Genomic DNA, 18,841 nt, shown 5'->3' on the forward strand with positions numbered 1-18,841 from the left:
GAGGTCGCCGATCATGCGCGAGGATCCGAAGATCGGGACGGTGCGGGCTTGGGCCTTCACCGTTCCCACTGACGCTCCCGAGGCGGACGGCACCTTCGCTTGGGACAAGACCACACTCGTGGTCGCCGAGATCGAGGCGGGGGGTGAGACCGGCCTCGGCTACAGCTACACCGATGCCGGCGTCGTGCCGCTCATCACCAAGACGCTGGCGGCGTGCCTCTCCGGGCTCCCGGCCCTCGACATCCCGCGGGCGAACGCGGTGCTGCAGGGGGCGGTGCGCAACCTCGGCCGCTCGGGGCTCGCCGCCACCGCGATCTCGGCCCTCGACACGGCGCTGTGGGACCTGAAGGCGCGCCTCCTCGGCCTGCCGCTGGCGCACCTGTTCGGGCGGGCGCGGGACCGCGCCGAGATCTACGGTAGCGGCGGCTTCACGAGCTACGACGACCGCCAGCTGCGCGAACAGCTCGCCGGCTGGGTGGAGCGCGACGGCTGCCGCGCCGTGAAGATGAAGATCGGCAGCCAGCCCGAGCGCGATCCGGCCCGCATGGCCGCCGCCAAGGCGGCGATCGGCGCCGCGCACCTGTTCATTGACGCCAACGGTGCCTTCACACTGAAGCGTGCCCTTGCAGTTGCGCGCGCCGCCGAGCAGTTCGAAGTGGCGTGGTTCGAGGAGCCGGTCACGAGCGACGACACCGCCGGGATGGCCTCCGTTCGCGCGGCGGCCCCCGCCGGGATGGAAATTGCGGCGGGTGAGTACGCCTACACGCTGGACGATGCGCGCGGGCTGCTCGCGGTCGGCGCCGTCGATGTCGCGCAGGCCGACGTGACCCGCTGCGGCGGCTACAGCGGCTTCCTGAAGATCGCGGCCCTCTGCGAGGCGGCCCATATCGACCTGTCCGGCCATTGCGCGCCGGCCCTGCACCTGCCTGTCGCTGTGGCGGTGCCGCGCTTCCGGCACCTCGAATGGTTCCACGACCACGTCCGCATCGAGCGGATGCTGTTCGACGGCGCGCCCGTAGCCCGGGACGGGGCGATCGCCCCCGACCTGACGTGCCCAGGCCATGGCCTCACCCTCAAGACCCGGGACGCCGATGCCTACGCTGTCTGACCGCGGACCCCGCCCGCCGGAGCGGCGCCGCGGCGCGCCGGGATCGTCCAGGCCCGCCCTGAAGCGGCGCGTCGCCCCTGTGCGGGTGGAGGCCGCGGTGCATCCAGTGGTGGTCCTCGCCGCCGTGGCGGCCGGGGCCTGCCTGCTGACGTGGTTCGCTTCCGGCCGCTCAAAGCGCCTCGGGCCGGCACCGCACGGCGGACGGCAGGTGGAGCCGCAGGGCGAGCGGCGCTTCCGTAAGCGAGGCGACGAGGTGACGGCGAGCGCGGCGCAGCGCCTCAACCACGCCTCGACGATGCTCGCCGCCTCGGTGCTGTTCGATTCCGGCCTGGAGCATTACCGCGGCCAGTTCTTCAACCGGGCGATGTACACGCCGATCATCGTGTCCAGCGTCACCCTGGCGGCGTCCCTGCACGGGGCCGGCGATACCGATCCCGGCAGCTCCCGCGTACGGCACGGGGTGCAGGCGCTGGCCGGGCTAACCGGCCTGATCGGCTTCGGCTTCCACGCCTACAACGTCGGCAAGCGCGAGGGCGGCTACTCCTTCCAGAACCTGTTCTATTCCGCCCCCATCGGCGCGCCGATGGCGCTGACGCTGGCCGGCATCCTCGGCGTCGTCGCCGAGCGGGTGCGCGACGCCGATCCCGAGGCACCCCGGCTCGGCGGCCTGCCGGCTGGGCCGGCCCTGGCGCTCGCCACCGCGGGCATGCTCGCCGGCACGACCCTGGAGGCCGGGCTGCTGCACTTCCGCGGCGCCTTCCAGAACCCGGCCATGTACATCCCCGTGAGCCTGCCGCCGCTCGCCGCCGCCCTCCTCGTCCGCGCCGCCGCCAAGCCGGCAGGTGCGAGCCAGGTCGGGGCCAAGTGGGGAATGTGGGCGGTTTCGGCGATTGGGATCGGCGGCGTCGCCTTCCACGCCTACGGCGTCGCCCGGATGATGGGCGGCTGGGACAACTGGCGCCAGAACCTCATCGACGGGCCGCCGCTGCCGGCCCCGCCGTCCTTCTCCGGCGTCGCGCTCGGAGGGCTCGCCGCCCTCGAACTGCTCGAACACCGACCCTTCCGCTTCTGAGCCGGGTGTCCCATGCTGCCGAGACGAGACCTCTTCCCGGGCTACGACGTGCTGGCGAAGCGCGACAGCCCCTCGTGGAACGCCAAGACCCGCGCGGTCCTGGACGAGCGGCTGGCGATCGGCCCCGAGACGCGCCGCTTCTTCGACGAGTCCGAATGGCCGACGATAAAGGCGATCGCCGACCGGATCGTGCCGCAGCCGGCGGACCGTGCGGATCCGGTCCCGGTGGCGGCGCTGGTGGACCACAAGCTCGCCACCGACACCCGTGACGGCTACCGCAACCCCGAACTGCCCGAGGAGCGCGCGTCGTGGCGCCTGGGGCTGAAGGCCATCGACTCCGAGGCGCGGGCGCGGTTCGGTGCCCGCTTCCATGAACTCGGCACCTGGGCGCAGGACGCGTTGCTGAAGCGCGCCGAGGCGGGCGAGCTGACCGACGCCGCCTGGGCGGGCATGCCGTCCAAGCTGTTCTTCCACAAGCGCGTCCTGTCCGACGTGGTGAAGGCCTACTACGCCCACCCCACCGCCTGGAACGAGATCGGCTGGGGTGGCCCGGCGAGCCCGCGCGGCTACGTCCGCATGGATTTCGACCGCCGCGACCCCTGGGAGGCGGCCGAGGCCAAGCCCGGTCGCGAGGACGAGGCCTACGAAGAGAATCTCCTGGTCGGCCGATAAGGATTCCCCTTCGACATGCGCATCCCCGGCCTCGGCAAAGCCGCCGACAACCCGAAGCACGCCACCCCCGGTGACGATCCGGAGCACCATCCCCGCGCCCGCGACGGCCGCGCCCCCAACGTCATGCGGATCGGCGAATGGGTGCCGATGCGCCAGCACCGGGACGACGAGGAGGTCGATTTCGCCATCGTCGGCACCGGCGCGGGCGGCGGCACCCTGGCCTGCCGGCTCGCCGAGCGGGGCTTCTCGGTGGTCGCCTTCGATGCCGGCCCGTATTTCCGGCCGCTCGAGGATTTCGCCTCGGATGAGAGCCACCAGTCCAAGCTCTACTGGACGGACGAGCGCATCGTCGACGGCGAAAACCCGCTGCAGATGGGCTCGAACAATTCCGGCAGGGCAGTGGGCGGCTCCACAGTCCACTACGCCATGGTGGCCCTGCGCTTCCGGCCGGAGTGGTTCAAGGCGCGCACCCTGATGGGCTACGGCGCCGACTGGCCGATCGACTGGCGGGAGATGTGGCACTACTACGATCAGGTCGAGGACGACCTGAAGATCTCCGGCCCGGTCTCCTATCCCTGGGGCCCGCACCGGCGCCGCTATCACCGCCGCGCGCACGAGATCAACGGCGCCGCCAAGGTTCTGGTTCGGGGCGCCGAGGCGATGGGCATCGGCTGGACGCCGACGCCGCTCGCCACGGTCTCGGCCCCGCACGGCGACGCGCCGCCCTGTGTCTACCGCGGCTTCTGCACGCTCGGCTGCTCCACCAATGCCAAGCAGAGCGTGCTGGTGAGCTACCTGCCCCGCGCCCTGAAGGCTGGCGCAGAGATCCGCGACCTCGCCATGGTCGGGCGGATCGAGACCAAGAACGGGCGAGCCACCGGCGTCCACTATCACCGCGAAGGCAAATGGCGCTTCCAGCGAGCGAAGAACGTCGTGGTGGCGGGCTACGCCATCGAGACGCCGCGGCTGCTGCTGAACTCGGCCAACCAGGAATTTCCGGACGGGCTCGCCAACTCCTCGGGCCTCGTCGGCAAGAACCTGATGGTCCAGGGCAACCAAGCGGTCTGGGGCGTCTTTGACGAGGAGATCCGCAGCTACAAGGGCCCGCCCTCGCTGGCGATCAGCGAGCACTGGAACTACGACGACACGGGTTACGGCCCCTTCGCCAAGGACTTCTTCGGCGGCTATTCCTACATGAGCCAGGGGCCGCTGCCGCAACTCTGGGCCAACACCCAGGCCTCGGCGCACGGCCTCTGGGGCGAGGCGCTGGTGGCCGAGATGCAGCGGTACAACCACGTCGCCGGGCTGAAGGTCGTCTCCGAGTACATGCCGCAGGAGCGCAACCGGGTGACGCTCGCGGACGTGAAAGATCAGTACGGGCTGCCGGTGGCGCGCATCACCTATTCCTGGTGCGACAACGACAAGGCGCTGAACCGCCATGCCCTGAAGTTCATGCGCGAGGCCTTGGTGGCAGCGGGTGGCCGCGAGGTCTGGGACCAGACCGACGACACCTGCCACCTCAACGGCACGGCCCGCATGGGCGCCGACCCGCGCACCTCCGTGGTGAATGCCGATTGTCAGTCCTGGGACATCCCGAACCTGTACATCTGCGACGGCTCGGTTTTTCCCACGGTGGGCGGCGTGAACCCGTCGCTCACCATCCAGGCCATCGCGTTGCGCACGGCCGACCGCATCAGCGCAATGGCCTCGCGTGGGGAACTGACCGGCCTGACGGCCTCCCATCCCAGGCGAGCCGTCGCATGAGCAAGCGCATCGAGGATTACGGCCTGATCGGCGACGGTGAGACAGCAGCACTCGTCGCCGGGGACGGCTCGGTCGATTGGCTGTGCTGGCCACGCTTCGACTCGGATGCCTGCTTTGCGGCTCTGCTCGGAAGGGAAGAGCATGGCTGCTGGCAGCTCCATCCCTGCGGAGCGGCACAGGTCCAGCGCCGGTATCAGGCCGATACTCTCGTGCTGGAGACCGACTTCCACACGGAGGATGGCGCCGTCCGAGTCACGGATTTCATGCCGATCCGCGACGGTGCATCGGTCCTGGTCCGGCTCGTCATCGGCCTGAGTGGCACGGTGCGGTTCCGCACCACGCTGAATCTGCGGTTCGACTTCGGCTCGCTCTCGCCGTGGGTCGAACGGCAGGGCAAGCGGGCACTGGCCCGGGTCGGGCCGGATCTCGTCGTCCTGCACGCGCCGGTGCCTCTCGGAGGCAGCGATCAGGTAATCGAGGCAGAGTTCGAGGTGAGCGCGGGCGACGAGCGCCCGTTCGCGCTGATGTACGGTGCCTCCGCTGAGCCCGCCCCGGCCAACATCGACGTTCACGCAGCGCTGACCAGGACCCAGACCTACTGGCGCGACTGGATCGGCCGGTTCGAGAGGCCGACGCCATGGTCGGAGGCGGTGCGCCGCTCGCTCCTGACGCTGAAGGCGCTGATCTATCAGCCGACCGGCGGCATCGTCGCGGCTCCGACCACCTCGCTTCCCGAGGCACCCGCAGGTGCCTTGAACTGGGACTACCGCTTTAGTTGGCTCCGGGACTCCACCTTCACGTTGTCCGCCCTGCTGAATGCCGGCTTTGAGCAGGAGGCGGAGGCCTGGCGCGACTGGCTTCTCCGCGCTGTCGCCGGGGATCCGGACAAGATGCGGATCATGTACCGCATCGACGGCAGCCGCCGCCTGGAGGAATGGATCGTTCCGTGGCTACCAGGCTACCGCTGGGCCGCCCCTGTTCGCGTCGGGAACGCGGCTGCCGGTCAGCGCCAGCTCGACATCTACGGGGAGGTGCTCGACACGCTCCACCTCGCCGCCAAAGCCGGCATGGAGCGGCCAGAGCACGGATTGAAAGTCGAAGACGCCATCGTGCGCCATGTCGCGGCTATCTGGCGTGATCCCGACCAGGGTCTGTGGGAGGCGCGCGGTGAACCGCGGCACTACGTGTACTCGAAGGTCATGTGCTGGGTCGCGGTCGACCGGTTTGTCGATAGTCGGGCCAAGATGGCCAAGACCGATCCGAAGATGCTGGCGCGCATGGCAAACCTGCGCGACAGCATGCACGCGGAGATCTGCCGGGACGGCTACGACGCCGGCCTGAGGACTTTCGTCAACTATTTCGGCGGCCAGGAACTCGACGCGAGCCTTCTCCTTTTACCGCTCGTGGGTTTTCTGCCGGTTGACGACGAGCGGATCGCCCGAACCATCGAAGCGATCGAGCGGGATCTCGTCGAGGAGGGGCTCGTGCGGCGCAAGCAGGCTCGCGGGACAAATCCGGAAGGAGCCTTCCTGGCCTGCAGCTGCTGGCTTGCGGACTGCCAACTCATGCAGGGGAGGCGTGAAGCGGCGCACAACACGTTTGAGCGCGTGCTGTCGGTCCGGAACGATCTGGGGCTCTTGGCCGAGGAGTACAACGTCCCAGGTCGCCACCTCGCGGGTAATTTCCCGCAGGCACTGAGCCATCTCGCCTTGGTTCAGACCGCACTGCATCTTTCGGGGTCGGTGTTGAGACGCGGCGGGATCGAAGGTGACGGTTCACGCAACGTTTGAACCCGCAGCGTTCCGAGGATCGCGTTGAACACCCCCGGAGCAGGCTTTTGGCGCGCGTGCCGGCGCGGTGGGGACTGCCACCGCGGCGAGTGGGCCCACGCGGGCCGAGCCGGCTTGAAAGTGGGCCAGAGCCCCCGGGCGGCATCGGCCCGCGACGTTCGACGGGCGCAGATTCGGCGATTATGGGGCCGTCGTTTAGGTGGTCCGTTCGCGTACAGATCCCGGGCTTGAGTGCGTGAACTTGCCCGCAGGGATCCGCCTTCTGTGCTGGTGATGATGCCGGATGGTGAGATGGCTGAAACATACGATCTGATCGTGATCGGGAGCGGACCCGGCGGAGCCTCGCTGGCGCACCGCTTGGCCCCGACCGGCAAGCGGATTCTGATCCTGGAACGCGGCGGCTACCTTCCGCGCGAGGAAGCAAACTGGAGCGCTGAGGCCGTCTTCGTGGACGGACGCTACCAGGCTCACGAGACGTGGACGAACAGGAGCGGTGAAACCTTCAGCCCAGCGCTCCACTATTACGTCGGCGGCAACTCGAAGGTTTACGGAGCCGCGCTGTTCCGCCTGCGTGAACGCGACTTCGACGAGGTCGTTCACAAGGCTGGAATCTCGCAGGCATGGCCGCTGAAATACGACGCGTTCGCGCCCTACTACGACGAAGCCGAGGCACTCTTCCACGTCCACGGCCGTCGGGGTGAGGATCCCCTCGAACCGCCGACGGCCGTGCCGTATCCGTTTGCGCCAGTAAAGCACGAGCCCAAGATCCAGGAGCTGTCGGATCGGCTCGCCGGGATCGGCCTCCATCCGTTTCACCTGCCGCTCGGCATCCGCCTCGATCAGAAGGAAGACGGTTTTGCGACGGCAACGAGCGTGTGCATGAGGTGCTCCTACTTCGACGGCTTCCCCTGTCTGCTGAACGGCAAGGCGGACGCGCAGGTCATGTGCATAGATCCGATGCTGGCCGTGCACGACAACGTCACGCTGCTGACTGAGGCGTATGTCTCTCGCCTCGACACCGATGCCAGCGGGCAGCGGGTGGAAACGGTTCACGTCACGCGTCACGGACAGGAGGAGATCTACAGGGCTGGAACGGTGGTGGTGGCGTGCGGATCGCTGTCCTCGGCGCTGCTCCTGCTGCGTTCCGCCAACGCGAAGCACCCGAACGGTCTCGCCAACGGCTCGGATCAGGTCGGCCGCAACTACATGCGCCACGACATGTCGGTTGTGATGGCCGTGATGAAGGAAAAGAACGAGACCGTCTTTCAGAAGACACTCGCCTTCAGCGACTTCTACTTCGGCAGCGATGACTGGGATTACCCGCTCGGCTTGGTCCAGATGTGCGCGACGAGCCATGCCGACCAGATAAAGGGCGAGACCCTGCCGACCTCGCTCGAATGGCTGCCCGATATGCCCTTCGAAAAGCTGGCGAGCCATTCGATGGATTTCTGGCTCCAGAGTGAGGATCTGCCAAGTCCCAACAATCGCGTCTACTACAAGGACGGCAAGGTTCACCTCGATCTTGTCGAGACGAACCCGGAAGCGCTGAAGCGGTTGAAGGCGAAGCTGGAGGAGGTGCTCACCAAGATCAGCTGGCCTGCTGTTCTGATTGAGCGGCCTCTTTATTTCGGCAAGGACATTCCCTTGTCCGGAACGGCTCATCAGGCCGGTACTTGCCGGTTCGGAACCGATCCGAACACGTCAGTGCTCAACCTCGACTGCCGCGCCCACGAAGTTGAGAACCTCTACGTGACGGATGCCAGCTTCTTTCCGTCGATCGGTGCAGTCAATCCCACGCTGACCATCATCGCCAATGCGCTGCGGGTCGCCGATATCCTGAAGGACCGGCTGTGAGCGGGGCTGCGATCGTCGCCCTCTTGGTGCGATACGGCATGGTGCTCCTGTTCCTGCCGTTCAGCGCGCTCGACAAGGTGGTCGGTTTCGGCAACGCGGTGAAGCAGGCCGAGACCGTGTTCCAGACCCGGGCGCTCGCAGTAGCGGTTCTGCTGACCGGGTTGGCTGTCGAAATCTTCTGCTCACTCGGCGTCGTGACCGGTGAGGCAGATCGAGCCTGTGCGTTCGTGATCGCGGGCTACTGCGCCGCGACCGCAATCCTTTTCAAGCGATTCTGGGCGGCCGGCGACTTCTGGTCGGATCCGAGTGGAAAGGGGCGGACCTTATTCTGGGACTTCCTCAAGAACCTCTCGCTCGGCGCCGGCTTCCTGCTGCTGGTCGTGGGCCCGAATGGCACCGGCCTGGAAGCGCTCATTCACCACCCCTTCGGCTCCACTCACCCCTACAGCGACCACCCATGAGTTGCCGCACGGCCAGCATACTGACCGATCCGTTCCGCGGTGCTTCGAGCAGCTCGCCTGTGCCTCGAGCGGAGCTACGTGTGGGCGATCCAACCCAAACATGTTGGCCCGTTCGCCGGCCCGCCAAGGCGCTGGCGTTCCTGCATCAGGAGCGGTTCCAAGCGTCAGACTTGCACCGCCGATCCGAAGATCCATCCGTGAGAGGTGGCCTGTATGTCGGATGATCCATCCCTGCTTCCAGGGCGCCTACTGCGGCGGGCGGGACCTCCGAAGCCCGTACAAGGCTTCAGCGGCGTGGAGGTGCATGACGCGCGTTTAGAACGCGTGCTGTCGGCAGGCGCCGAGTTGCTGATCCTGCATCAGTTCACGCTGCATGGTGAGGGCACGGTTTGGGATACGCCGCGCAACCGCTTGGTCTGGTCCGACGTGCCCAACCGCCGATTGCTCGCCTGGTACCCCGACGGTCGTGTCGAGGTGGCCATCGACAACACGCAGTTCATGAACGGCAACGCTCTGCACGGTGACGGCTACCTCGTCCATTGCGAGCATGGCCGACGTTGCATCAGCCGCTCCGTCGACGACGGTGATCCTGAGCCGATCGTCACGCATTACGAAGGCAAGCGCCTAAACTCACCCAACGACGTCACCGTAGCGGCTGATGGGACAATCTGGTTCACGGACCCGACCTTCGGAACCCTGATGCCCAACCAGGGCAGCCTCGTTGACCCTGAACTCGATCATCGCAGCGTCTATCGGTTCGATCCGCGCAGCGGCGCCCTCGACCGTATGGCGGATTTCGAGCAACCGAACGGTCTGTTCTTCTCGCCTGATGGTCGCACGCTCTACGTCTCCGACACGGCCCGCTCGCTGGGTGAGATCATCGGGGGGCACGAGCGGGACACCCACGAGATTCAGGCGTTCGATGTGGGCTCCGATGGGGCGCTCACGAAGAGGCGCCTGTTCTGCCGGACCGACCATGGTTACCCGGACGGCTTCGCCGTCGACCGACGGGGCTGGATATGGACCACCGCCGGCGACGGTATTCACATCTACGCTGCCGATGGCGTTCGACTCGGCTTCTTCCCCACACCCGCCACGCCCTCGAACTGCGCCTTTGCTGGGCCCGGCATGCGCCGCGTTTTCATCGCGGCCACCAATTACCTGCTGGCGATCGATTTGGGGGCATAGGACTCTAGCCATGAGGCGTTTAGCGGAACGCGGACCAATCCCCCTTCCTTCACGGAAAGCTTGTGGGCGCGCTCGCGGCGATTGCCGCGGTCACCAGTCTGGCCGCATGACACCGGCCCGGTCGCGGTCGGGCTGGTCCAGTATGGCTTCCGTGCCGAGGTGCCCGCATCGCCGCCGGCCTGATCGCGGCGGCCGACCGCTTCATGATTCACCGCCTGCCGGAGGTTTTCGCCGGGACGGGCCGGCCCGCCGCGCCTTTCCCGGTGCAGTATCTCGGGGCCAACGTCCCGCAGGCTTGGGACGCGGACCCGATGTTCAGCCTGCTGCATGCCCTGCCCGGTATCCGGAGTGACGCCAGATCTCGCACGATCCTGGCCGATCCGCACTTGCCGGATTGGCTGCCGGAACTCGCTCTGGTCAATTTCAGCATAGGGCAGCGGACGGCTGATCTGCGCATGTTCCGCGGCGGCGCGGAGACCTGCATTGAGATCCTGCGCAGTGCCGGGGCGAGGCTGGTACGGCAGCCTTTCGGCGCCGCGGACGAGTGCCCCTGAACGCGCTATCAAAAATGGGCGGGCAAGAGCGGAAAGCGGCGCAGAGGTGACGCTGTTGGCGCTGAGCTTGGCTATGATCGGCGCGGCGCCGACGTGCTTCTCGATCTGACCCCGGCGGCTGTTTCGCGCAAGAACCAGTACGCGCCCGTACTAGTCCGCTCGTGTTCTGCCTTATGCGGAGAAACTACGCCGCGGCGAAGTCGTTCTTTCAGCACTCACGTACAATGTCGGAGGCACTATGCATCGCGTGTTGAAAGCTCTTTTCCTGCCCTGTGCGGCGGCTGCTCTTCTGGGTGTATCCCTCGGCCAGACGTCTGCTTGGGCCGGCACCTCCCACTGCGGACCAGAGATCGACAAGGTGCAAACGAGAATGCCATCTCAGGTCAACGCGGGCCCCGCCGAGATGGCGTCCGCGGAACTGCGTCTCGCGCGGGAAGAAGACATGAAAAACAACGAAAGATCTTGCCTCGATCATGTCAGCAAAGCGAACCAGGCTCTGGATCAGAAGCCAGGCTCGAACGACAAGAGATAGCTGCAGCGTACATCTTGTCCCACTTGTGGACTCTGCTCTGTGCGAGTGCCGTTTCTCTCCACCCCGCCAGCCTCAGGATGCGGGTAAGATGGCGGTTGAGCGGCGCCGCGCTACCTGATGGAGCGGCCTGATGGCGCGAGACCGCAGAACGCCGGCCTGTCCGTGGAACTCGGGCGGCCCTTCCTGCCGTCGGCAGAAACCTAGGCTTGCGCGGCTCCGAGTGCTCGGAGGTCAATGATGCCGGACGTCGTTCGTCGCGCGGGACCACCGCAACCTGTCTCCAGCGTCGATCTACCTCGGGCGCGGGACCCGCGCTTTACCGATGTCGTGCCGCATGGCACGCGGCTCGTCTCGCTCTACGACGATGCGGTGTTCAGCGAGGGGCCGGTCTGGTGGCCTGCCCGCCGCATGCTTGTCTGGTCCGATGTCGAGGGCCGGCGCGTGCTCGGCTGGCGCGAGGACGGGTGCGTCGAGGTGGTCGTCGATGCGACGCCCTTCATCAACGGCCACACGATCGACGATGCGGGCAATCTCGTGCATTGCGAGCACGGGAACCGGCGCCTGTCGCGTACGACCCCGGATGGACGCTACGAGCCTCTGGTCGGGACCTACCGGGGACGGCGGTTCAATTCGCCGGACGATGTCGTCTGCGCCGCTGACGGCGCGCTTTGGTTCACCGACCCGAGCTACGGGCTCGCGCTGCCCAAGCAGGGTGCGCTCGCCGAACCCGAACTCGGCCACCGGAGTGTCTACCGCGTCGATCCGGCGACGGGCGAGGCGGAGCGGATGGCGGATCTCGAACAGCCGAATGGACTTGCCTTTACCCCAGATGGCCGAACGCTCTACGTCACCGACACCTCACGGTCCTTCGGTGGCAACCGACACACGATCTTCGCCTACGATGTGACCGCAACGCCAGGGCTGGAGAACCAGCGCGTGTTTGCCGAGATCGAGCCTGGGATCCCAGACGGCCTGCGTGTCGACAGGCGCGGCTGGGTCTGGACGAGTTCCGAGGCCGGCGTGCAGGTCTTCTCGAGCGACGGGCATCGGCTGGGTCTGATCCCGACGCCTCAAACTTGCTCCAACCTCTGCTTCGCTCCCGGTGAGACGCGCTTGTTTATCACCTCAGGCGCGCATCTCTACGCACTCGACCTCATCGGTTAGCTGCGCCGGTGCGACCAGGATGCGGATCTTGCGCCTGGCGGTTACGCTTAGTCTTCGCTGCGGCAAGGGCGACGAGATATACCGCGGCTGTACCAAACCCCAGCTGTCGATTTCGTCGGCCAAGTCACAGATCCGTGTCGGGACCTGGACGCGCTGCCACAGCACGATCAGAGCACGCGAGGGTCTGGATCGTCGACTCGGGTCCGAGGAGAGGTTCAGCCGAGGCTTTGCCGGTCGACCGGCTGCGCCGACCCAGGTTGGCCCGTCGACCAGCCGACCCACAGGGCAGGCACAAGCCCCGCACAGAGTCCGAGGACGGGCACTGCGTGGCGGGAGCCAACCTGTACGCCAGGGTACCGAAACCGACGTGTGCATCCTAAGGCCTAGACTTGAAAGGCTCATTATCGCCGCCAGTTTCCGCGATACCCGTTAAAAAATGAGCCTGCGAAGGCGGCGGATAAGTATATAACGCGAATGTAACAACGATTTGTTTTACGCTCACCTCTTTAACGCAGATGTACAGCGCGATTGAGGCGAGATGACGGATTGTGATCAGCAACTGATCAGCGCCTGAATTACGGCACTCTTACTCAATATGGCCATTAGGCGACATGCGTTTTACAGCCAGAGTGAATGGTGTGATCCAAACGTTGTTAAGGACAAATCTCTATCGTCCGATGTGGAGGCGGATCGGTCATTCGCCATCCGAAACATTACGCCGCGCACAGCCGGTCGCACCGAAGCATCCGCCAGGAAGCCCGGAAATGGATGTGGCTGACCCGATCCGGATGCGCGGACATGACGGACAAGGCTGCACACTTTGCACAGCGGCCGCCAATCTGGCTCGGCTCTGCGTTGGCGCGACACTGGCCGAGCTCGGCGGCTGCGGTGTGCTCGATCACGGCTTTCTGAATGCCGCAGGCCCTGTCGCCGACCGAACGCGCGGCCTGTTCTTGATCGCCTGTTTCATCCTGCTCTTCGTCGTCGGGCCCGTGCTGCTGCTGACGCCGATCGTCGCGTGGCATTACCGGCTCTCGAACACCGAGAGCGYCTACCGACCACGATGGGGCTTCAACTGGCCCCTCGAAGGTTTGATCTGGATCCCGCCCGTCATCATCGTGACCGTGCTGGCGGTATTCCTGTGGCGCGACACGCACGCGCTCGATCCCTACAAGCCGCTGGCTTCCCCTAACCCACCGGTCGAGGTGCAGGTGGTGGCGCTCGATTGGAAGTGGTTGTTCATATATCCCGAGCAGGGGGTCGCGAGCGTGAACGAACTCGCGTTCCCGGTGGACCGGCCGGTCCATCTCAGCCTGACCAGCGATACGGTCATGCAGTCGTTCTTCGTGCCCAACTTGGCCGGCCAGATCTACGCGATGGCCGGCATGACCACCCAGTTGAACTTCGCCGCCAGCGATCCGGGCCGTTACCGCGGCGAGAACACGCAGTTCAACGGGACGGGGTTCCAGAATCAGAAGTTCCCCGTCCTGGCGCAATCGCCCGACGACTACGCCGCCTGGCTGGCCCGTGCGCGGGCGGGCGGCAAGACCCTCGACATGAATGCCTTCCAGACACTGTCCACGCCCTCGACCCAGGCCACACCGGTGCTGTTTGGATCGGTCGCGCCCGGACTCTTCAAGGCGATCCTCGCCCTGAAACATCCTGGCATCCATTCCGCCCACGAGGGGGATCATTGATGAGCGGCGTCAACCTCTGGCACGTCCTTTTCGGCCGGCTCGACGCCAAGTCGTTCCCCTTCGTGCGGGCATGGGACGACCCCAACGTGAGCGAGATTATCGGTGCCTTCGCGGGCGCGCTGGTCGTCGTCGGCGCGGTCGCCCTCGTGGCGCTGCTGACCTGGAAACGCTGGTGGCGGCCTCTGTTCTTCGACTGGCTGACCAGCCTCGATCACAAGAAGATCGGCATCATGTACATCGTGCTTGCCGGCGTGATGTTCTCGCGCGCCCTGATCGAGGCGGTGCTGATGCGAACGCAGCAGGCGCTCGCCGTGAATGCTCCCGGCATCGTGGCGCCCGAGCATTTCGCTCAGCTGTTCAGCACGCACGGCAGCATCATGATCTTCTTCATGGCAATGCCGTTCCTGACAGGCCTCATCAACTATGTGGTGCCGCTCCAGATCGGTGCGCGCGACGTGGCTTTCCCACTGCTGAACTCGATCAGCTTGATGCTGACCGGGGGTGGGGCAGGACTCGTGATGATCTCGCTCGCGGTCGGCAAGTTCTCCACCGGTGGCTGGTCGGGCTACCCGCCTTACACAGAGGTTGCGTATCAGCCTGGCGTCGGCCCCGACTACTGGATCTGGGCCATCACCCTATCGTCGATCGGCACGACCCTTTCCGGCCTCAACTTCGCGACGACGATCTACAAAAAGCGTTGCCCCGGCATGCATCTGATGCGCATGCCGCTCTTCTGCTGGACGGCGCTGTGCACCGCGATCCTGATGATCTTCGCGATGCCGCCGCTGACCGTCGCGACCACTCTGCTCGCCCTCGATCGCTACCTCGGCTACCACTTCTTCACGAACGATCTCGGCGGCAACATGATGAACTATGTGAATCTCTTCTGGCTGTTCGGCCATCCGGAGGTTTACATCGTCATCCTCCCGGCTTTTGGCATCTACTCGGAGGTCGTGTCAGCTTTTTCGTCCAAGGAACTGTACGGGTACACGTCGCTCGTCATCGCGACTATGGCGATTGGGGTGCTATCGTTCACGGTATGGCTGCACCACTTCTTCACAATGGGCCAGAACGCGAACATCAATTCTTTCTTCGGGATCGCTACGATGATGATCGGGGTGCCCACCGGCGTGAAGGTCTATGACTGGATCTGGACGATGTTCCGTGGCAAGTTGCGCTTCACGCCGCCGATGCTGTTCTCGGTCGCCTTCATCATAACCTTCGTGCTCGGCGGCCTGTCCGGCATCCTTCTCGCGATCCCGCCCGTGGACTTCATGGTCCACAACACCGTTTTCCTGGTCGCACACTTCCACAACGTGCTCATCCCGGGGACGCTCTACGGCCTGATCGCCGGCTACCAGTACTGGTTCCCGAAGGCGTTCGGGTTCCGCCTCTCGGAAGGCTGGGGCAAGATTTCCTTCGGCTGTTGGGTCGTCGGCTTCTACCTCGCCTTCATGCCCCTGTACGTGCTCGGTCTCGGGGGCATGCCGCGCCGCAGCCAAGCTCTGTTCGAGCCCGACTACCGGCCCTGGCTCATCGTGGCTGAGTTCGGGGCCCTCATCTTGCTCGCCGGCCTCGTGACGTTGTTCGTGCAGCTTTGGGTCAGCGTGCGGGATCGTGAGAGCAACCGTGTTCCGGTCGGCGATCCCTGGGATGCGCGCAGCCTCGAATGGTCGGTCGCGGCGCCCCCGCCGGAGTACAACTTCGCGACGATCCCACATGTCAGCGGCCGCGACACGTTCTATCTGCGCAAGGCCCATAGCGGCGCCTACAAGCCGGCCGACCATTACCGCGGCATGAAGATGCCGAAGAACAGCTGGGTCGGGCCGCTCGTCGGATTAGGGAGTGCGGTCTGCACCTTCGCCCTCGTCTGGCACATCTGGTGGATGGCGGTCTTCGGCCTCGCGGCGACTTGGCTCCCTGTGATCGCGCGCAGCTTCGTGCGCGAGACCCACCGGTGGATCCCAGCCTCCGAAGTCGAGGCCGAGGACCGCCGCTGGCTCGACCTGGCTCACGCGGCGCGCCCCGTGCCCCGTCAACTCGAAGAGAGCCAGGCCAATCGCGGACTCGCCAAGATCAACCCCGCTGAGGTCGCGGCATGACCGGACCACAGCTCCGGCACATCGGCCTCAACCTCCAGAGCGGCGACGAACTCGAACCGGGCGAGGCCGAGATCGGCCTCTACGGGTTCTGGATCTTCCTGATGAGTGACGCGGTGCTGTTCGCGCTGCTCTTCGCGGTTTACGGCACGCAAGTCGCGGCCACCGCGGGCGCGCCGGGGCCGCAGGCCGAGTTCAAGCTCGGCAGTGCGTTCATCGAGACGTTGATCCTGCTCACGAGCAGCCTGACCTTCGGGCTGGCCTCGATTGCGTTGAAGTACGACCGCGGCCGCGTGAGGCTCGCCGTGCTGCTCTTCCTGACGCTGGCGCTCGGGATGACCTTCCTGGGCTTCGAGTTGAATGATTTCGCCACCATGCTGTCCGACAAGGCAAGTCCGGACCGGAGTGGCTTCTTGTCAGTCTTCTTCGCGCTAGTGCCCACGCACGGCCTTCACGTCACGGCCGGCTGCATCTGGATCGTGGTGATGCTCGTGCAGATCGCGACCTTCGGCACAGATGCCCGAGTCAAGCTAAACTTGCTGAAGCTCGGTCTATTCTGGCACTTCCTCGACATCATCTGGATCGCGATCTTCTCCGTGGTCTATCTACAGGGCAAAATCTGATGTCTGGGCATGGTCAATCGCGGGCGAGAGTCCTGCTGAAGGCTGCGGGTGCCGCCGCCGTGCTCAGCGCCTCTAGGCTCCTGTTCGGTGGCGCCCGAGTGCCGGGAGAGCAGCCCCAGCGCGGCGCGCACCGCAACCGCAACCGCAACCGCAAGCTTAACGACGACGGATCGCATTCCGAGCGCAGCGACCTCGTCACGTACGGCGTCGGCTACGCGCTGGCTCTCCTGCTGACCTGTGCGGCTTTTGCCCTCGTCCACTGGCATTGGACGACCGGCACGACCGCATTGGGCGTCATTTTTGGCTTGGCGCTGATCCAAGCGATTGTCCACTTCCGCTGTTTTCTGCACATCGATCTGACGCGGTCGGCGCGCGATGATCTCCAGCTGATCCTGTTCTCGACGCTGATCATCGCCGTGATGGTGGGCGGCAGCCTCGTCGTTCTGTTCAATGAACGCATGCGCATGATGTAGCCGGCCCGCGGCGTGCAATGGGCGCCGCGGGCCGGCCGGGATCCGATTCAGCGACCCTGCAGGCGCCGGGGGGCGTCGGCTATCCATGCCGCGGTGAGCGCCCCGACGGCGAAGGCGCCGAGCATCGTCGCGATGCCGAGCTTCAGCCAACGCGGATCCGCCGCCGGCACCGTAGGAACGGCGCGTCGGTCGAAGCGACCATGGGCGCCGGGATCCGTATCGACCGGGTTGTAGAGGTTGTCCGGGCGGTTCTCTATCGCAGCTTGGCTCGTCATCTCGCCGCGGTAGCCGTTCCGGGCAAGGTAGCCGTCGATCCAGCCGGGTACGATTATATTGCCCAGTATCGCTTTCCAGGTTGGGGCGCCGATCCACAGCTCGCGCGGCATGTCGTGCGCGACGCGATAGACATGGCGGGCGATCGCCTCCGGCTGATAGATCGGCGGCACCGGCTCCAGACGCCGCGGCATGCGCGAGCGCGCCCAGTCGAATTGCGGCGTGTTAACGGCGGGAAGTTGCACCATCGTCAGCCGCACGCGGCTGCCGTCGTGCAAGAGTTCGCTGCGCAAGCTATCGAGGAAGCCGCGCACCGCGGCCTTGGCGGCGCAGTAGCTCGACTGCAGCGGGATCGAGCGGTAGGCCAGGGCTGAGCCGATGCAGATGATGCTGCCTGCATCGCGTGCGGTCATGTGCTTGAGTGCGGCAAGCGTGCCGTAGACCTGACCGAGATACGTCACCTCGGTCGCCCGCCTGTACTCTTCAGGTTTTGTCTGCTGCACGGGCGAGTAGATAGTGACCATCGCGACGTTGATCCAGACGTCGATGGCTCCGAACTCCTTTACGGTCTCGTCCGCTGCTCGCATCACTGCCTCGGCGTCGGCCACGTCAACCCGGTGCGCCATTGCGCGGCCGCCGGCCTGCTCGATGTCCCGCACGGTCCCCTTCAGCCCTGCTTCGCCGCGGGCGAGAACCGAGACATTCCAGCGATGCCGGGCGAACTCGTGCGCAATCGCGCGTCCGACTCCCGCGCTGGCGCCCGTAATGACGACGGTCGGCCGCCCGTTTTTGGTGTCTCCGTAAACCATGGATCATCACCTTTCTTTGTAAATTGCGACACAAACCGGCAAATATCGGCGCCGCCAAATGGATGACCAGGACTTCTTATCGAGATTAGTTCTCTGCATATAAATTATAACGATGCTTTGAAATCTTTAGGCGAGGGACATGGCGTGCTCGATCGGGCGGAGAGTACATGAACGCGCTCGTCGTCGACGAGCTCTGGGCGTTGGTCGAGTCGTTGCTACCGCCCGAACCTGAGAAGTTAAAAGGTGAGCGGCCGTGCACTTTGGATCGAACCGCGCTGAAGGGCATCATCCTGGTGGTGCGTACCAGCATGCGCTGGAAGCACCTGCCGCGGACCGAAGCGGGCTGCAGCGGCAAGGCGTGCTGGCGGAGGCTGGGCGAGTGGCAGGCGGCCGGTGTCCGGGCCGCTCTGCATCGCGTGATGCGAGAACAGTTATCGAATGCAGATGCGCTCGACTGGCAGCCCCGACCTCGACAACGCCAGCCGCACCGCGAGAAAAAGGGTTCACAGCAACGGTGTTCGTAGGCCGTGGTCAGCAGGCGACCGAAAGGCTGGCGGATGGGCTCAGGCGGGATCGGCCATACCACTTGCCTGATCTCGGCATCGGGCTGCTGCCGGCTTGCCCCTAAGCTCACACGCCCCCTCCTCACTATGCGACACCAGGTGAACGTTGTGCGGCTGATCGGCCGCTCATTGCACGTTCCAGCTG

General features: G+C 65.6%; 16 protein-coding genes and 1 pseudogene. 16 read left to right on the forward strand and 1 reads right to left on the reverse strand.

Features of this window, described 5'->3' with window-relative positions:
- Window positions 1–13 precede the first annotated feature (13 nt).
- The 15 genes from AC1DXK_RS01090 (at window position 14) to AC1DXK_RS01160 (ending at window position 17,051) form a co-directional block, all read left to right on the forward strand.
- Complete coding sequence (locus AC1DXK_RS01090) at window positions 14–1,108, forward strand: enolase C-terminal domain-like protein (RefSeq protein WP_477296498.1); 1,095 nt, start codon at window positions 14–16, stop codon at window positions 1,106–1,108.
- Window positions 1,092–2,180, forward strand: coding sequence for a hypothetical protein (locus AC1DXK_RS01095; protein WP_477296500.1), 1,089 nt, complete (start codon window positions 1,092–1,094; stop codon window positions 2,178–2,180). The genes AC1DXK_RS01090 and AC1DXK_RS01095 overlap by 17 nt, the downstream gene beginning before the upstream one ends.
- Window positions 2,181–2,192: 12 nt before the next feature.
- Window positions 2,193–2,852: a gluconate 2-dehydrogenase subunit 3 family protein gene (locus AC1DXK_RS01100; protein WP_477296502.1), complete on the forward strand. Its 660-nt coding sequence runs from the start codon at window positions 2,193–2,195 to the stop codon at window positions 2,850–2,852.
- A gap of 15 nt (window positions 2,853–2,867) precedes the next feature.
- Complete coding sequence (locus AC1DXK_RS01105; protein ID WP_477296504.1) at window positions 2,868–4,616, forward strand: GMC family oxidoreductase; 1,749 nt, start codon at window positions 2,868–2,870, stop codon at window positions 4,614–4,616.
- On the forward strand, window positions 4,613–6,406 hold the full coding sequence (locus AC1DXK_RS01110; protein ID WP_477296506.1) for a glycoside hydrolase family 15 protein: 1,794 nt from the start codon (window positions 4,613–4,615) through the stop codon (window positions 6,404–6,406). The genes AC1DXK_RS01105 and AC1DXK_RS01110 overlap by 4 nt, the downstream gene beginning before the upstream one ends.
- Before the next feature lie 273 nt (window positions 6,407–6,679).
- On the forward strand, window positions 6,680–8,260 hold the full coding sequence (locus AC1DXK_RS01115) for a GMC oxidoreductase (protein WP_477296578.1): 1,581 nt from the start codon (window positions 6,680–6,682) through the stop codon (window positions 8,258–8,260).
- Between the two features lie 38 nt (window positions 8,261–8,298).
- Window positions 8,299–8,721, forward strand: coding sequence for a DoxX family protein (locus AC1DXK_RS01120; protein WP_477296508.1), 423 nt, complete (start codon window positions 8,299–8,301; stop codon window positions 8,719–8,721).
- A gap of 294 nt (window positions 8,722–9,015) precedes the next feature.
- Window positions 9,016–9,909 (forward strand): SMP-30/gluconolactonase/LRE family protein, encoded by an 894-nt coding sequence (locus tag AC1DXK_RS01125; RefSeq protein ID WP_477296510.1) that lies wholly within the window; start codon window positions 9,016–9,018, stop codon window positions 9,907–9,909.
- A 311-nt stretch (window positions 9,910–10,220) separates the two neighbouring features.
- Entirely contained in the window at window positions 10,221–10,463 is a 243-nt protein-coding gene (locus AC1DXK_RS01130) for a hypothetical protein (protein WP_477296511.1), read from the forward strand.
- A gap of 238 nt (window positions 10,464–10,701) precedes the next feature.
- A complete protein-coding gene (locus tag AC1DXK_RS01135; protein ID WP_477296513.1) occupies window positions 10,702–10,995 on the forward strand; it encodes a hypothetical protein in 294 nt (97 codons plus the stop codon).
- A gap of 327 nt (window positions 10,996–11,322) precedes the next feature.
- A complete protein-coding gene (locus AC1DXK_RS01140; RefSeq protein ID WP_477296515.1) occupies window positions 11,323–12,159 on the forward strand; it encodes an SMP-30/gluconolactonase/LRE family protein in 837 nt (278 codons plus the stop codon).
- Between the two features lie 764 nt (window positions 12,160–12,923).
- Window positions 12,924–13,856 (forward strand): COX aromatic rich motif-containing protein, encoded by a 933-nt coding sequence (locus AC1DXK_RS01145; protein ID WP_477296517.1) that lies wholly within the window; start codon window positions 12,924–12,926, stop codon window positions 13,854–13,856.
- On the forward strand, window positions 13,856–15,958 hold the full coding sequence (locus tag AC1DXK_RS01150) for a cbb3-type cytochrome c oxidase subunit I (protein WP_477296519.1): 2,103 nt from the start codon (window positions 13,856–13,858) through the stop codon (window positions 15,956–15,958). The genes AC1DXK_RS01145 and AC1DXK_RS01150 overlap by 1 nt, the downstream gene beginning before the upstream one ends.
- Window positions 15,955–16,578 (forward strand): cytochrome c oxidase subunit 3, encoded by a 624-nt coding sequence (locus AC1DXK_RS01155; RefSeq protein WP_477296521.1) that lies wholly within the window; start codon window positions 15,955–15,957, stop codon window positions 16,576–16,578. Before AC1DXK_RS01150 ends, AC1DXK_RS01155 begins: the two co-directional genes overlap by 4 nt.
- A 59-nt stretch (window positions 16,579–16,637) precedes the next feature.
- Window positions 16,638–17,051, forward strand: a complete 414-nt coding sequence (locus AC1DXK_RS01160) for a cytochrome o ubiquinol oxidase subunit IV (protein ID WP_477296523.1) — start codon at window positions 16,638–16,640, stop codon at window positions 17,049–17,051.
- 47 nt (window positions 17,052–17,098) lie between these two features.
- On the opposite strand, the gene AC1DXK_RS01165 is transcribed toward AC1DXK_RS01160, so the two are convergent.
- Window positions 17,099–18,133: an SDR family oxidoreductase gene (locus AC1DXK_RS01165; RefSeq protein WP_477296525.1), complete on the reverse strand. Its 1,035-nt coding sequence runs from the start codon at window positions 18,131–18,133 to the stop codon at window positions 17,099–17,101.
- 167 nt (window positions 18,134–18,300) lie between these two features.
- On the opposite strand from AC1DXK_RS01165, the pseudogene AC1DXK_RS01170 reads away from it, so the two are divergent.
- Window positions 18,301–18,649, forward strand: a pseudogene (locus AC1DXK_RS01170) (transposase); the annotation flags it as partial.
- Window positions 18,650–18,841 lie beyond the last annotated feature (192 nt).

The organism is Methylobacterium sp. P3_A11 (assembly GCF_056403155.1).